This window comes from Streptomyces canus (assembly GCF_030815415.1).
GTDB lineage: Bacteria > Actinomycetota > Actinomycetes > Streptomycetales > Streptomycetaceae > Streptomyces > Streptomyces canus_F.
On sequence record NZ_JAUSWW010000001.1, the window covers coordinates 5,817,099 to 5,831,005 of the forward strand.

Below are 13,907 nucleotides of genomic sequence, written 5' to 3' on the forward strand. Positions count from 1 at the left end.
AAGGCCCGGCACCTGGGTTCCACCCGGGGTGCCGGGCCTTCCGTCTGCCGTGAGCAGGCCCGACGGATGGTCCGGGGGCGGGCCGGAAGTCCGTTCATGCCCGACCTTCACGCCCGTTTATGTCCGGGTGGTGCCCGAACCTGTTTACTTTCCGGAAATCCGGGCGTAGCCTCCGGGCTAAACCACAAGTTCGGGCATCGGTCGGGAGCGACCGGACGGTGAGTCGGAGGCGAACGGACATGTACGCACCGGAGCGGCAGCAGGAGATCCTCCGGCTCGCGCGTGACGGCGGGCGGGTGGACGTGGTGTCGCTGGCCGAGGAGTTCCAGGTCACCGCGGAGACGATCCGCCGGGACCTCAAGGCCCTCGACCGCGCGGGCCTTCTCCGCCGGGTGCACGGCGGTGCCATCCCCGCCGGGCGCCTCGACTTCGAGCCGGACCTCGCCGAGCGCGAGACGACGGCGGCCGACGAGAAGGACCACATCGCCAAGGCCGCCCTCGCGGAACTGCCGACCGAGGGCACCCTGATCCTCGACGCCGGCACGACGGTGGCGCGCCTCGCCGCCGCCATCCCGCTGGAGGCCTCCCTCACCGTCGTCACCCACAGCCTGCCGATCGCGGCCCGCCTCGCGGACCACCCAGGCATCCAACTGCACCTCGTCGGGGGGCGCGTGCGGCACCGTACGCGCGCGGCCGTCGACGCCTGGGCGCTCCGCGCGTACGGCGAGATCCGGGCCGATGTCCTCTTCGTGGCGGCCAACGGCTTCTCCGCCGACCACGGCCTGACCACCCCCGACCTCGCCGAGGCCGCGGTGAAGCGGGCGGCCGTGGCCGCCGCCCGCCGCGTGGTGCTGCTCGCCGACTCCGCCAAGCACGGCCAGGAGCACTTCGCCCGCTTCGGTGACCTGAGCGATGTGGACCTGCTGATCACCGACAGCGGGCTGAGCCCCGAAGACGCCCTCGCGATCGAACGCGGCGGCACGGAAGTAGTGCGCGCATGATCCTCACCGTCACCCCGAACCCGTCCCTGGACCGCACGTACGAGGTTCCGTCACTGGAGCGCGGCGAGGTCATCCGCGCGACCGGCGAGCGCATGGACCCCGGCGGCAAGGGCGTGAACGTCTCGCGCGCCGTGGCGGCCGCCGGGCAGCGCACGGTCGCCGTACTGCCCCTGGGCGGTGCGCCGGGGGCGCTCGTGGCGGATCTGCTCGACGCACAGGGCATCGAGGTCGCGCCGGTCCCGGTCGCGGGCGCCACCCGCTCGAACATCGCGCTCGCGGAGGCGGACGGGGTGCTCACGAAGATCAACGCGCCGGGTCCCGAGCTGTCGGCGGAGGAGCAGGAGCTGCTCCTGGAGACGGTGCGTGCGCAGTCGCGCGAAGCGGACTGGATCGCGTGCTGCGGGAGCCTGCCGCGGGGGCTCGCGCCGTCGTGGTACGCCGAGGTGGTTGCGCGGGCGCACGCCGGGGGCGCGCGGATCGCGCTGGACACCTCGGGGCGCGCCCTGCTGGAGGCGCTGCGCGAGCGGCCCGACGTGGTGAAGCCGAACGCGGAGGAGCTCGCGGAAGCCGTCGGGCGCCCCCTGTCGACCGTGGGCGACGCGGTGAAGGCGGCAGAGGAGCTGCGCGAGATGGGCGCACGCGCCGTGCTCGCGAGCCTGGGCGCGGACGGACAGCTGCTCGTGGACGGCGCGGGCAGTTGGTTCGCGAGCGCACGGGTGGACGTCGTCCGCAGCAACGTGGGCGCCGGCGACTCCTCCCTGGCCGGCTTCCTGATCGCCGGCGGCAGCGGCCCGAAGGCCCTGGCCTCGGCGGTCGCACACGGCGCGGCGGCGGTACAGCTGCCGGGCAGCGTGATGCCGACGCCGGACGACCTGGACCCGGCCGCGGTCTCGGTGACATCCGAGGTGCCCGTGGACCGTGTGCTGAAGGAGCCGGTGTCATGAACGGACTGACGGCTTCTACGACGGTGTCGGCGCCGATGGCGTGCGGCGCACTCCCTGATGGACCGGCCATGAAGCGGCGAGGCTCCCCGTTACTCGCCGCGGCCCGTGGGAGGCGGGGCCACCTGAGCCGCCCCGCCGCCCGGTGGGGGCGGGGCTTCCCCGGTTCCGCCCCCACCACCCCCTGTTTCCCCACCCGCACCCCCGTCCCCACCCCCGCCCTCGCCCACCTCTCCCCCCGGGCGATACGCGTGCGAAGGAGCCCGCGATGAGCGACATGATCACCGCGGACCTGGTCGATCTCGACCTGTCCGCCGACACCAAGGAAGCGGCGGCACGCGCCCTCGCCCAGCGCATGGTGACCCTGGGCCGGGTGACCGACCTCGAGGGCTTCCTCGCCGACGTGGCCGCCCGCGAGGCACAGATGCCGACCGGTCTCGACGGCGGCATCGGCATCCCGCACTGCCGCAGCGAGCACGTCACCGAGCCGACGCTCGCCTTCGGGCGCAGTGCGGCCGGGATCGACTTCGGTGCGCCGGACGGTCCCGCCGACCTGATCTTCCTGATCGCGGCGCCCGCCGGTGCCGACGACGCCCATCTGACGATCCTGTCCTCGCTGGCGCGGCAGTTGATGAACGCCGAGTTCACCGACGCGCTGCGCTCGGTGGGGGACGCGGCGAGCGCGGCGGCGCTGATCCGCGGGGACGGGCCGGCGGCGGACGCCGGGGGCGCGGACGCTTCCGTGGGCTCGGGCGGCGCTTCCGAGGGCGCGAAGAGCGCCGTGGGTGCCTCCGTGGGCGCCTCCGCAGACTCCGTGGCGGCGTCGGGGGCGGCCTCCTCCGATGCCGCCACGGGCAACGCTTCCGGCGAGGGCGAGCGTCCCTTCCGGATCGTCGCCGTCACCTCCTGTCCGACCGGCATCGCCCACACATACATGGCGGCCGAGTCGCTGGAGAAGGCGGGCCGCGAGGCGGGCGTCGAACTCGTCGTCGAGACGCAGGGCTCGGCCGGCTTCACCCGGCTCGACCCGGCCGTCATCGCGGCGGCGGACGGCGTGATCTTCGCCCATGACGTGCCCGTACGCGACAAGGACCGCTTCGCCGGCAAGCCGACCGTCGACGTCGGTGTGAAGGCGGGCATCAACCGTCCCGCGGAACTGATCGGCGACGTGCGCGGCAAGGCGGCGCGCGGTGAGGTGACGGGAGGCGCCGCGGCGGGCGCGGGTACTCCGGTCGAGCGGGCCGGTGAGTCCGGCGACGGCTACGGCACCAAGCTACGTAAGTGGCTGATGACCGGCGTGAGCTACATGGTCCCGTTCGTCGCGGCGGGCGGTCTGCTGATCGCTCTCGGCTTCGCCATCGGCGGCTGGGAGATCACCAAGGCGCCCTCGGTCATGGAGCACTTCTCCTGGAGCCAGGTCGACAGCTGGGGCGCCCTGCTGCTCCAGATCGGTCAGGTCGCCTTCGGCTTCCTCATCCCCGTCCTTGCCGGATACATCGCTTACGGCATGGCGGACCGCCCGGGTCTCGTCCCCGGCTTCGTCGGCGGAATGATCGCTTCCAACATCGCCGCGGGCTTCCTCGGCGGTCTGGCCGCCGGTCTGCTGGCGGGTGGCGTGGTCCTCGCGATCCAGCGGATCAAGATCCCACCGGTGATGCGCGGCATCATGCCGGTCGTGGTGATCCCTCTGATCTCCTCGATCGTCGTCGGCTTCCTGATGTTCGTCGTGATCGGTAAGCCCATCGCTGAGGCCCAGAAGGGCATGACGGACTGGCTCTCCGGCCTCTCCGGCACCAACGCCATCCTGCTCGGCGTCCTGCTCGGCCTGATGATGTGCTTCGACCTCGGCGGCCCGGTCAACAAGGTCGCGTACGCCTTCGCCACCGCCGGCATCGCCGTCCAGGACCCCAGCGACTCCGCGATGCAGATCATGGCTGCCGTGATGGCCGCGGGCATGGTCCCGCCGCTGGGCATGGCGCTGGCGACCACCGTCCGTAAGAAGCTCTTCACACAGACCGAACGCGAGAACGGCAAGGCCGCCTGGGTCCTCGGCGCCTCCTTCATCTCCGAAGGCGCGATCCCGTTCGCCGCGGCGGACCCGCTGCGTGTCATCCCGGCCTCGATGGCGGGCGGCGCTGTCACCGGCGCCCTGTCGATGGCCTTCGGCGCCACCCTGCGCGCCCCGCACGGCGGCATCTTCGTGGTCCCGCTGATCGGCAGCCCGCTTCTCTACCTGCTGGCCATCGCCATCGGTACGGCGATCACGGCAGGCCTGGTCATCGTCCTCAAGGGCCTGCGCAAGACGGCCCCGGACGGCGCGGCCACCGGCTCCGACGAGTCCGCGGCGGCTCCGGCGGCGGAGGCGAAGCAGCCCGTGGCGGCGTAAGCGGCGGGAGGCGGGGGCGGGCGCAGCCGGCCCGCCCCGGCACGGCCGGCCGGTCACAACCCTGCGGGACGGGGCTGCGACCGGCCGCAGCCGTTTCATCGGCCCTGTGTGCCTTGTGTCCCTTTGGGTAGCTGTGAGTTGTTCATGGCACCTGCGAGATACGTCACGGTCCGGGGCCAAAGTCCCGGACCGTGGTGTCTACTGGGGCGCATGCCTGAGCACGTCTCGATCTACCAGCTGACGGGCATGGCCGTCCTCGCCCTGGCGACCGTCGTCTGGGCGATCGGCCTGACCCGCGTCCTGCGCCGCGGCCGCGAGGCCGCCCTGTGGCGGACCTCCGCCTCCCTCCCGGCCCTCCCGTACCAGCGGCAGACCGGCCCCGAACTGGAGTCCGTACAGCTCACTCCGGCGGAGCACGACGCGTTCGCGGGACTGGTACGACAGCTCAGCGACGGCCGCTGACCGAGCGGCCGAGGCGGCAGAAGCCTCACATGCGTGGAGTGGGTTACGAAACCCGGGCCGCGCGCTGCTCCATCGCCTCGCGCGCCGCGGCCTCGGAGACGTACACCTCGCACATGTGCCGCCCGTCGGGCGTGGCCGTGTGCTCGACCTCCCACAGGGAGATCTCCTTGCCGTCGCGCAGCAGGAACGCGTGCTCGTAGAGCGAGAAGCACAGCCCGATCCGCCCCGCACGGCACGGCTTGCCGAAAGCCTGCGTGATCTGGTGCGCGAACGCCGACGTCAGCAGCGTCGCCGTCTCCGCGTCCGGCCGGTCCGGGTTCTCCGCGCGGCGCAGGAGCCGGCGCGCGTGATCCGCCGAGTCGTCGGGCACGTACGCGTGCCGGGGCGCGGGGACCGGCGACAGCTGCTGCACCGTCACCGGCAGCTCGAAGTCCGGTGCGTCCGGCGGCAGCGGCAGCCGTGCCGTGGCGGCGCGCAGCTCCTCCTCGTCGACGTACACCTCATGCTGCGGGACGCTGCCCGGCGCGGTGTTGTGGACCAGCTCCCAGAGGGTGAGTGCCGAGCCGTCGGCGAGCAGCCAGGTGTGGCGGTACGTCTCGCGGTGCAGCCCCGCGCTGTGGTGCGCGGAGTGCAGCGAGCTGTCGTGCGCGAGCGCGCAGTCGAGTCGCCGTATCGTCTCGTCGGGCAGCTCGAAGGAGTTCAGCGCACGGCCGAGAAGTCGCGCGAGGTGCTCCTCCGGAGACTCGGGCGACTCGCGTGGCTCGTACGCTGCTGTCTCGTACGGAACGCTCAAGGTTTCTCCCGGCGTTGCTGCATGTCACCTTGTGGGTGCATACCGTAGCCCCTCGGTCGGACATCATGTCTGGGAACCGAGAAAACGTGCGCACAGAAAACGCTCAGGTCACGTGAGAAGTTCCCACGCGACCCGAAGATCCGTCAAAACCCGCCGGTCAGAAGGTACTTGCCGCGTCATGGCGCCCCGGCGCTCAGCGGGCGCCTATACGGCGCTTCCCGCGGTCCACTCGGTCCACGACATGTTCCAGCCGTTGAGGCCGTTGTCCGGCGACACCGTCTTGTCGGGGGAGTTCTTGACGATCACGACGTCCCCGACGATGGACTCGTCGTAGAACCACTTGGCGTTCGTGTCGCCCTGCCCGCCCTGGACGTCCTGCAGTCCGACGCAGCCGTGGCTGGTGCCCTGCCGGCCGAAGGGCGGATTGGCCTTGTTGTACCAGTAGTTGCCGTGCAGGAACGTCCCCGACTGCGTGAGCCGCATCGCGTGCGGTACATCCGGGATGTCGTAGGCGTTGTCGAGGCCGACCGTCCGGCTGTCCATGCGCAGCTTCGCGGACTTCTCGGAGATCACCATCTGGCCGTTGTACGTGGTGTTCTGGGCGTCGCCCGTCGAGATCGGGATCTTCTTGAGGGTCGTCCCGTCACGCACGACCGTCATGGTCTGGGTGTCGGCGTCGACCGTGGAGACCTGCGACCGCCCGATCGTGAAGGTGACGGTCTTCTTCTGCACCCCGACGACGTCGTTCGCTCCCTGGACGCCGTCCAGGTCGATCTTCATCGTGACCTTGGAGCCGGCCTTCCAGTACTCCTCTGGCCGGAAGTCGATCCGCTGCGAGCCGAACCAGTGCCCGACGACCTTCTGCCCGCTGCTGGACGAGACCGTGATGTGCGACTGCACGGCCTTCTTGTCGCTGATGGCCTTGTCGAAGGTGAACGACACCGGCATCCCGACGCCCACCGTCGTCCCGTTGTCCGGGGCGTATGTCCCGATGAAGCTGTTGGCCTTGCTGACCGTCGTGAAGGTCGAGTCGGCTGCGGTGGCCCGCCCGTCGGGGTCCTTCGCCTTCGCCGATATCTCGTACTTCGTCTCGCGTTCCAACTGCTCCTTCGGTGTCCAACTGCCGCCGTTCGCCGAGATGAACCCCGGCACCGACTGCCCCGTCCCCGCCACGGTCATCTTCACGTCGGTCAGCTTGCCGTCGCTGACCTTCACCCCCGTGGTGTTGATCGACGCACCCGTCGAACCGTCCTTGGCCGATATGGCGATCTTCGCCTCGGACGTCCTGGCGGAATCCCCGCCCGGCTTGCCGTCGTCCTTCCCGGCGTCGGCGCCGCCCCCGCAGGCGGTGAGGGTGAGGGCGCCGACCGCCAGGACGGCACAGGCCCCGAGTGTGCGCCGCGCTGATATGTCCGGCGTTGTCACGAGCTACTCCAGGTTCGTGTGATGTGCGTGATCCGCTCCCATGCGTGGAGAAAGAGCGAATCCATGACCGGTCGGGTTCCCTCCGACAGCCGCGAACGCCATCACGTGACACAACCGGGACAATGTGGCGTACGAAATGCGCCACACGCGGGTCGGCGGGTGCCGGAGCCGACCCACCACCGGCTCCGGACCCGACAGGGACGCCCGAGCCCCGTCACCGCCCTCCGTACAACTCCCCGTACGACGGCCACGCCCCGCCCGGTCCGTCCACCGACCGGGCCGCGCGCACGGCCCGCACGATCGCACGCGTCACCACGTCGGCGCCCGCCTCGAGCAGCGGGTTGAGGGAGAGCGGGTGCTCGGAGTCGAGTGCGCGCTGCCCCGTCGCCAGGGTGAACACCGTGTCGCCGTCGTGGAGGAGGTGCACGGGCCGCACGGCGCGCGCGATGCCGTCGTGCGCCGTTCCGGCGAGTTTCTGCGCCTGCGCCTTCGACAGTGCCGCGTCGGTGGCGACGACGGCGAGCGTGGTGTTCAGCGGAGGCGGCGCGTTCTTCGCCGCGGTCTCGGCGAGGCGCCGACGCGCGGCCTCGTGGACGCGCGCATCCGGAGACTCGACGCGTCCCTGGAGCAACTCCCCGTACAAAATGCCCGTTTCGGGCTCCACCACGGAGCCCACGGCGTTGGCCACCACCAGCGCGGCGACCGTGATCCCCGAGTCGAGCACGGTGCTCGCGGTACCGACTCCGCCCTTCATCGCCCCGACCACGGCGCCCGTACCCGCGCCCACGCCCCCTTCCCGCACCACCGCGCCGACCGCGCTCGCCGCGGCCGCCTCGACCGCGGCCCGGCCCGTGGCCGCATCGGGCCGGGCCCGGAAGTCGCCGCCCCGCGCCAGGTCGAAGACGCAGGCGGCGGGTACGACGGGAACGACGTGCGCCGGATCCACCCCGACAGCCACTCCGCGCCTCTGCTCCTCCAGCCACGCCATCACGCCGGACGCGGCGTCGAGGCCGTACGCGCTGCCGCCGGTCAGCACGATCGCGTCGACCTTCTGCACGACGTTGCGCGGGTCGAGGGCGTCGGTCTCCTTGGTGCCGGGGCCGCCACCGCGGACATCCACGGCGGCGACGGCACCGCCCTCGGGGGCGAGCACGACGGTGGTACCGGTGAGCCAACCGTCGCCGACGCGCGTCGCGTGTCCCACGCGCACGCCGGTGACGTCGGTCAGAGCGTCAACTGTCATGGGACCAGTCTCGTCCAGGCACCGGCGCCGTCCCAGGAGGTCACACGACCGGAGCCGTCTCCTTGCCCTCCCGGGTCGCCGTGCGCGCCGTCAGCGTCACGCCGGTCGCCACGGCGAGCGCCGAGACGATGCCCGCCGCGAGTACGGCCCCGTCGCCCAGGAACGTGCAGAGGATCACGAGGAGTGCCGTGGTCGGCAGTACCAGTTGCTGGGCGATGCCCACCTTGAAGTGGCGCGAGTGCAGGGCCCACACGGTGAGCAGGTAGAGCGCGGTCGGCAGGGTCACGGCGGCCGACGCGGCCAGTGTGGAGATGTGCGCCTTGCCCACTGCCTGCTCGACGGCGACCTCCAGGCCGGCACCGATCGCGGCCGCCGAGGCGAAGATCAGGTAGTGGCCGTAGCCCCACAGGAACGCCTGCTTGTTGGAGCGCAGATGGCCGTGGATCGGCACGGCGAAGTAGATCCACCACGCGGAGAAGATGATCAGCAGCCCGCCCGCGGCGATCGGCAGCAGTTCACCGAGCGCGTCGTTCTCGTCCACGCCCGACTTCACGGCGATGGTGGCCGCGGCGATCGTCTCGCCGAGCACGATGATCGTGAACAGGCCGTAGCGCTCGGAGATGTGGTGCGGATGCCAGGAGGTGGCGAAGTCCTTCTCCGCGTACCGCGGCACGCACATCTCGAGGATCGCCATCACCAGGAACACCCAGGGTCGAAGCCCCTCGGGCAGAAACAGTCCCAGCCAGCCGACCTGGCACAGCAGTACGCCGCCGGCGTACCGCAGAGCCGTCGTTCTCTCCGGGCCCTCGCTCGACCGCGCCACGCGCAGCCACTGCGTCGACATGGCGAGCCGCATGATCACGTAGCCCAGCCAGCCGAGGAGGAAGTCATGGTCCTCGAACGCCTTGGAGACCCCGGCCGCGAGCACCAGCACACCGGCGATCTGGACCAGGGTGACGACCCGGTAGAGGACGTCGTCGTTGTCGTACGCCGAGGCGAACCAGGAGAAGTTCATCCAGGCCCACCAGATGGCGAAGAAGACCATCGCGTAGTTGAGGATCCCTTCGCCCGCGTGCGACTCGGCCACGGCGTGCACGAGTTGCACGCCCGCCTGGGCGATGGCCACGACGAAACACAGGTCGAAGAAGAGTTCCAGGGGCGAGGCGACCCGGTGGACCTCGTCGCGGCCGCGGGCGGTGAGCCTGCCCAAGGGCGCCGGGGAGGGAGTGGAGCTGGACGACGTCATGGGTCCAAGCACAGCAGATGCGGACGGCGCGGACCATGACCGCCCTCGGGAATGACCAGGACGGCCGTCGCCTCCCGGGGTCGTACCCTGGACGCATGAGCACCGCTTCCGACCCCGCCCCCGAGCCGCGCGCTCCGAAGCCGTCGCTGGTCTTCGACGACCCGCTGGACCAGCAGTCCTCGGACGACACGGACCGCGGCTGGGGCGAGCGACCCGGCGCCGACAGCGAGGCCGACCTGAAGCGCTTCCTCGACGAGAAGCCGCCCCACCACCTCTGACCGAGCCGCACGGCCGCCCGGCAGAGGAGGCGGGCCGTGTCCGTCACCGCTCGTCGTGCCCGGACCCCCGCTGCGCGACCAGCGCGTCGCGGATCTCCTTGAGGACCTCCAGCTCGGTCACCTCCATGACCTCCTGCGTGCCTTCCTTGGCCTTCCGGCGGGCCTCCATCCGAGCCAGGTACTTCGACATCGGCAGGACCATCAGGAAGTAGACGACCGCCGCGGTGATCACGAAGGTGAGCGTGGCGCCGAGCACGGTTCCCCATCTGATCGGGATGCCGCTCAGCACGGTGCCGTCCGCCGCCACCTTGCAGGGGTCCTTCAGACAGGAGCTGTAGCTGTCGAGGTTCTTGGTGCCGATCGCCCCGACCAGCGGGTTGATCACGCCTTTCACCACCGAGTTGACGATGTTGGTGAAGGCGGCGCCGATGACCACCGCTACTGCCAGATCGACGACGTTCCCGCGCATCAGAAAGGCTTTGAAGCCCTCCCAGAGACTCGGCTTCTTCTCGCTCACCTAGGGGACTCTCCTCGCACGCACAGGTTGTGGAACAAACAGCTCCGCAACCTACGTCAACGCGAGGCGCCCCTGTCCAATTGGGCAGCTCTAACGATGGACTTGACAGGAATCCGCGCAACAGGCGGATCGCACGGCTCAACACAGTGTCACCGCCAGCCGTGCCGTGGCGCTCGCGCCCGCGAGACGCACCGCGACCGGACGCGGCACCGAGAGCACGACCAGCGCCCCGCTCTCCGCGGCACCCTCCACAGGCTCCGGCACCTTCTTCACCCGCGCCCCGCGCGCGAGCACCTGGGCGTCGCCTCCCGTCGCCGTCGTCCCGGCGGCGATCACGTCGACCCGGTCACCGGGCCGCAACAGCAGCACCGTGGCTCCGTCGGCGATCCGCACCGGGGCCGTCACCATCTCCACGGCGCGACGCTCCCGCACCGGCGCGGCCACGGGATGCCCGCGCGCCCCGTCGGAGTCGCCCGGACCGACGGCCACCAGCGCGGCCGCGGTGACCGCCAGGCCCGCCGCCACGGCCCGTCGGCGATGCCTTACGAGCCGGGCCAGTTGATACCGCCCGCCGCGTACCCGCACGGGAGCGAAGTGCGGCACCTCGCATGTCGCGGGAGCGTCGGTGCCGGGCGGGTGCGGAGCAAGGGGGGAGAAGGGCGGGGGAGAGGGAGCGAAGGACACGGGAACCACCACCTGTCAGGAGGGATCGGCTTGCAAGGCCACGATGAGGCCTCGCGCCGCCGCCCGCCGGGACAGGTGGATCACCGGTCGGTTGTGGACAACTCCCTCACCCGAAGGAGCAGTTCCGCCCGTGCCGGGGTGCCGTTCTCCACAGCGTCACGGCAGTTCGAACCCGGGGTCCATGCCGCCCAGCGCCGTTGTGCACAGGCAGCCCCGCTCCTCGTTCGCCGGCAGCGCGGCCACCGCGTCGAACAGCACTCCCCGCAGCCGGTCCACGTTCGCCGCGAACACCCGCAGCACCTCGTCGTGCGAGACGCCCTCACCGGTCTCGGCGCCCGCGTCGAGGTCCGTGACCAGGGTCAACGACGTGTAGCAGAGCTCGAGTTCGCGGGCGAGCGACGCCTCGGGGTGGCCGGTCATGCCCACCACCGACCAGCCCTGCGCCCGGTGCCACAGCGATTCGGCACGCGTCGAGAAGCGCGGTCCCTCGATCACGACCAGGGTCCCGCCGTCCACCGCCTCCCAGTCCCGGCCGTGCGCGGCCTTCAGCGCGGCCGCCCGCCCGACGGGGCAGTAGGGGTCGGCCAGCGACACGTGCACCACGTTGGGCACACCGCCGTCCGGCAGCGCCAGCCCGTCGAAGTACGTCCCCGCGCGGGACTTCGTACGGTCGACCAGCTGATCCGGTACGAGCAGCGTGCCCGGCCCGTACTCGGGGCGCAGACCGCCCACCGCACACGGACCGAGGACCTGGCGTGCCCCGACCGACCGCAGCGCCCACAGGTTGGCGCGGTAGTTGATCCGGTGCGGCGGCAGATGGTGGCCGCGTCCGTGCCGGGGCAGGAAGGCGACCCGACGGCCCGCTATCTCACCGAGGAACAGGGAGTCACTGGGCGGTCCGTACGGGGTGTCCACCTGGATCTCGGTCACGTCGTCGAGGAACGAGTAGAAGCCCGAGCCGCCGATTACGCCGATCTCTGCGTTCGCCATGACCCGCACACTAGCTGGCCCCGGCAGCGGGCAGAGAAGAGCTCCGGAAAACACCGAGGACCCTGTCGTCGTACGACGACAAGGTCCCGCGGGTGCGTCTTTAAGCGGCTGAGGTGCTGCTGCTGGAGGAGGTGCCGGTGCTCGACGGCTTCGAGTCCGAGGACGTCGACGTCGAGGTGGACGGAGAGGACGTCGACGGCTTCGACGACGCCGGCGAGGTGCTCGACGAGGAGCCGCGGCTGTCGTTGCGGTAGAAGCCGGAGCCCTTGAAGACGATGCCGACTGCGGAGAACACCTTCTTGAGGCGGCCCTGGCAGTTCGGGCACTCGGTCAGAGCGTCGTCGGTGAACTTCTGCACCGCCTCGAGGCCCTCGCCGCACTCGGTGCACTGGTACTGGTAGGTCGGCACTGTCTTCCTCCTGGCACTCTCACTCAATGAGTGCTAACGATGGTCCATAGTGACGTATTCCCGAGGATCAGTCCACCGCCACCGGCACGCGGTGACCGACGCCACGTGCGACGGTCCGGGTCCGGGGGCGCGTCGTCAGGCGTGACCGGAGGGCCAGCAGGGTCGCCAGGGCGAGCAGAGTGCCGACCATCGGGACGAGGAATCCTGCACCGTTCCAGAAGCGGTCCTCCAGCTGTCCGGCAGCCGTGACGGCGGCCGCCTGGCCGAGCGCCACCGCACCGGTCAGCCAGGTGAAGGCCTCGGTGCGGGCACCGGCCGGCACCAGGCTCTCGACCAGCGTGTAGCCGGTGATCAGCGCGGGCGCGATGCACATGCCGACCAGAAGGCCGAGCCCCGCGAGCGCGAGCCCCGAGTGCGCGGCCCACAGTCCGGAGGCCACCAGGGCGAGCCCGCCGTACCCGACCACGAGGCGCCGCTGCGGAGCCACCTTCCACGCGATGGCACCGCAGACGATCCCGGAGAGCATGTTGCCCGCGGCGAAGACGCCGTACAGGACACCGTTCAGACCGGGCTCGCCGATCGACTCGGTGAACGCGGCCAGCGAGACCTGCATGCCGCCGAAGACGGAGCCGATGCCCAGGAACGTCACGATCAGCACGCGCACGCCGGGCACGCGCAGCGCGGAACCGTGCTCCACACTCGCGTGCCTGTCGAGGGTGACCAGCGGCTGCGTGCTCTTCTGCGCGGCGAACAGCAGACCGCCGAGCAGGGTCAGTGCCGACTCCGTCAGCAGGCCCGCGGCCGGGTCGACGGCGGTGCACAGCGCGGTGGCCAGCAGTGGACCGAAGACGAAGGTCAGCTCGTCCGTGACGGACTCGAACGCCGCCGCGGTGGTCATCAGGGGCGAGCCCTGGAGCTTCACGCCCCAGCGGGCGCGCACCATCGGACCGACCTGGGGCACCGAGGCGCCGGTGGGGACGGCCGCGGCGAACAGCGCCCACAGGGGTGCGTGCGAGAGGGCGAGCGCCGTCAGCGTCAGACCTGACGCCGTGTGCACGAGCACGCCGGGGATCAGTACGGCGCGCTGCCCGTGGCGGTCGGCGAGGCGCCCGCTGTAGGGCGCGAACAGTGCCATGGAGACGCCGGTGACGGCCGCGGCGCCGCCTGCCGCGCCGTACGAGCCGGTGGTGTGCTGCACGAGCAGCACGATGGAGATCGTCAGCATCGCGAACGGCTGACGTGCCGCGAAGCCGGGGAGCAGGAACGTCCAGGCGCCGCGGGTGCGCAGCAGCTGCCCGTATCCCGGGCGTGCGGTGACCGTGGATGCCACGGCCCGTGCCTTTCTGCCGCCTGGTAGCGCGCCTGTGCGGGGGCGCCGAGAGCTGTCCTCTTGCGCGCACTGCGGTAGATACCGGGCCCACTGCGGAGGGGCGTTTCGGCCGCCATACGGTCGCGCCAGCACTGCGTCAGGCAGAGTTGGTTCGATCAGAATGCGCCTTCATCGTACAGGGGTCAACGGCCGGTGCGCCTGT

The 13,907-nt window shown here is 71.1% G+C and carries 14 protein-coding genes; 5 read left to right on the forward strand and 9 right to left on the reverse strand.

Going from position 1 to position 13,907, the window contains the following annotated elements:
* Positions 1–239: 239 nt before the first annotated feature.
* From QF037_RS27055 to QF037_RS27070, 4 genes are all read left to right on the forward strand, one after another.
* Complete coding sequence (locus tag QF037_RS27055) at positions 240–1,001, forward strand: DeoR/GlpR family DNA-binding transcription regulator (protein ID WP_046262157.1); 762 nt, start codon at positions 240–242, stop codon at positions 999–1,001.
* Positions 998–1,945 (forward strand): 1-phosphofructokinase, encoded by a 948-nt coding sequence (pfkB, locus tag QF037_RS27060; protein ID WP_307029487.1) that lies wholly within the window; start codon positions 998–1,000, stop codon positions 1,943–1,945. The genes QF037_RS27055 and pfkB overlap by 4 nt, the downstream gene beginning before the upstream one ends.
* A gap of 265 nt (positions 1,946–2,210) precedes the next feature.
* Positions 2,211–4,328, forward strand: a complete 2,118-nt coding sequence (locus QF037_RS27065) for a PTS fructose transporter subunit IIABC (protein WP_307029488.1) — start codon at positions 2,211–2,213, stop codon at positions 4,326–4,328.
* Between the two features lie 210 nt (positions 4,329–4,538).
* Positions 4,539–4,790 (forward strand): hypothetical protein, encoded by a 252-nt coding sequence (locus QF037_RS27070; RefSeq protein ID WP_307029490.1) that lies wholly within the window; start codon positions 4,539–4,541, stop codon positions 4,788–4,790.
* A gap of 43 nt (positions 4,791–4,833) precedes the next feature.
* On the opposite strand, the gene QF037_RS27075 is transcribed toward QF037_RS27070, so the two are convergent.
* From QF037_RS27075 to QF037_RS27090, 4 genes are all read right to left on the reverse strand, one after another.
* Positions 4,834–5,583 (reverse strand): DUF6227 family protein, encoded by a 750-nt coding sequence (locus QF037_RS27075; protein ID WP_307029492.1) that lies wholly within the window; start codon positions 5,581–5,583, stop codon positions 4,834–4,836.
* A 204-nt stretch (positions 5,584–5,787) separates the two neighbouring features.
* Positions 5,788–7,008, reverse strand: a complete 1,221-nt coding sequence (locus tag QF037_RS27080) for a L,D-transpeptidase (RefSeq protein ID WP_307029494.1) — start codon at positions 7,006–7,008, stop codon at positions 5,788–5,790.
* Between the two features lie 214 nt (positions 7,009–7,222).
* Positions 7,223–8,251 carry a P1 family peptidase gene (locus QF037_RS27085; protein ID WP_307029496.1) on the reverse strand — a complete coding sequence of 343 codons (1,029 nt, stop codon included), beginning with the start codon at positions 8,249–8,251 and terminating at the stop codon, positions 7,223–7,225.
* A 40-nt stretch (positions 8,252–8,291) separates the two neighbouring features.
* Complete coding sequence (locus QF037_RS27090; RefSeq protein ID WP_307029498.1) at positions 8,292–9,497, reverse strand: low temperature requirement protein A; 1,206 nt, start codon at positions 9,495–9,497, stop codon at positions 8,292–8,294.
* 95 nt (positions 9,498–9,592) lie between these two features.
* On the opposite strand from QF037_RS27090, the gene QF037_RS27095 reads away from it, so the two are divergent.
* Complete coding sequence (locus QF037_RS27095; RefSeq protein ID WP_307029500.1) at positions 9,593–9,775, forward strand: hypothetical protein; 183 nt, start codon at positions 9,593–9,595, stop codon at positions 9,773–9,775.
* A 43-nt stretch (positions 9,776–9,818) separates the two neighbouring features.
* Here the strand turns inward: QF037_RS27095 and mscL are convergent, their stop codons facing one another.
* The 5 genes from mscL to QF037_RS27120 all read right to left on the reverse strand — a co-directional run bounded on the left by mscL (position 9,819) and on the right by QF037_RS27120 (position 13,705).
* Positions 9,819–10,292, reverse strand: a complete 474-nt coding sequence (gene mscL / locus QF037_RS27100; RefSeq protein ID WP_307029502.1) for a large conductance mechanosensitive channel protein MscL — start codon at positions 10,290–10,292, stop codon at positions 9,819–9,821.
* 138 nt (positions 10,293–10,430) lie between these two features.
* Entirely contained in the window at positions 10,431–10,976 is a 546-nt protein-coding gene (locus QF037_RS27105) for a hypothetical protein (RefSeq protein WP_307029504.1), read from the reverse strand.
* Between the two features lie 156 nt (positions 10,977–11,132).
* Positions 11,133–11,966, reverse strand: a complete 834-nt coding sequence (locus tag QF037_RS27110) for an S-methyl-5'-thioadenosine phosphorylase (RefSeq protein WP_307029505.1) — start codon at positions 11,964–11,966, stop codon at positions 11,133–11,135.
* A gap of 100 nt (positions 11,967–12,066) precedes the next feature.
* The gene (locus tag QF037_RS27115; RefSeq protein ID WP_307029506.1) at positions 12,067–12,375 is read right to left on the reverse strand and encodes an FmdB family zinc ribbon protein; all 309 of its coding nucleotides are present in this window, start codon (positions 12,373–12,375) and stop codon (positions 12,067–12,069) included.
* Positions 12,376–12,442: 67 nt separating this feature from the next.
* Entirely contained in the window at positions 12,443–13,705 is a 1,263-nt protein-coding gene (locus QF037_RS27120; protein WP_307029508.1) for an MFS transporter, read from the reverse strand.
* Positions 13,706–13,907: the final 202 nt, after the last annotated feature.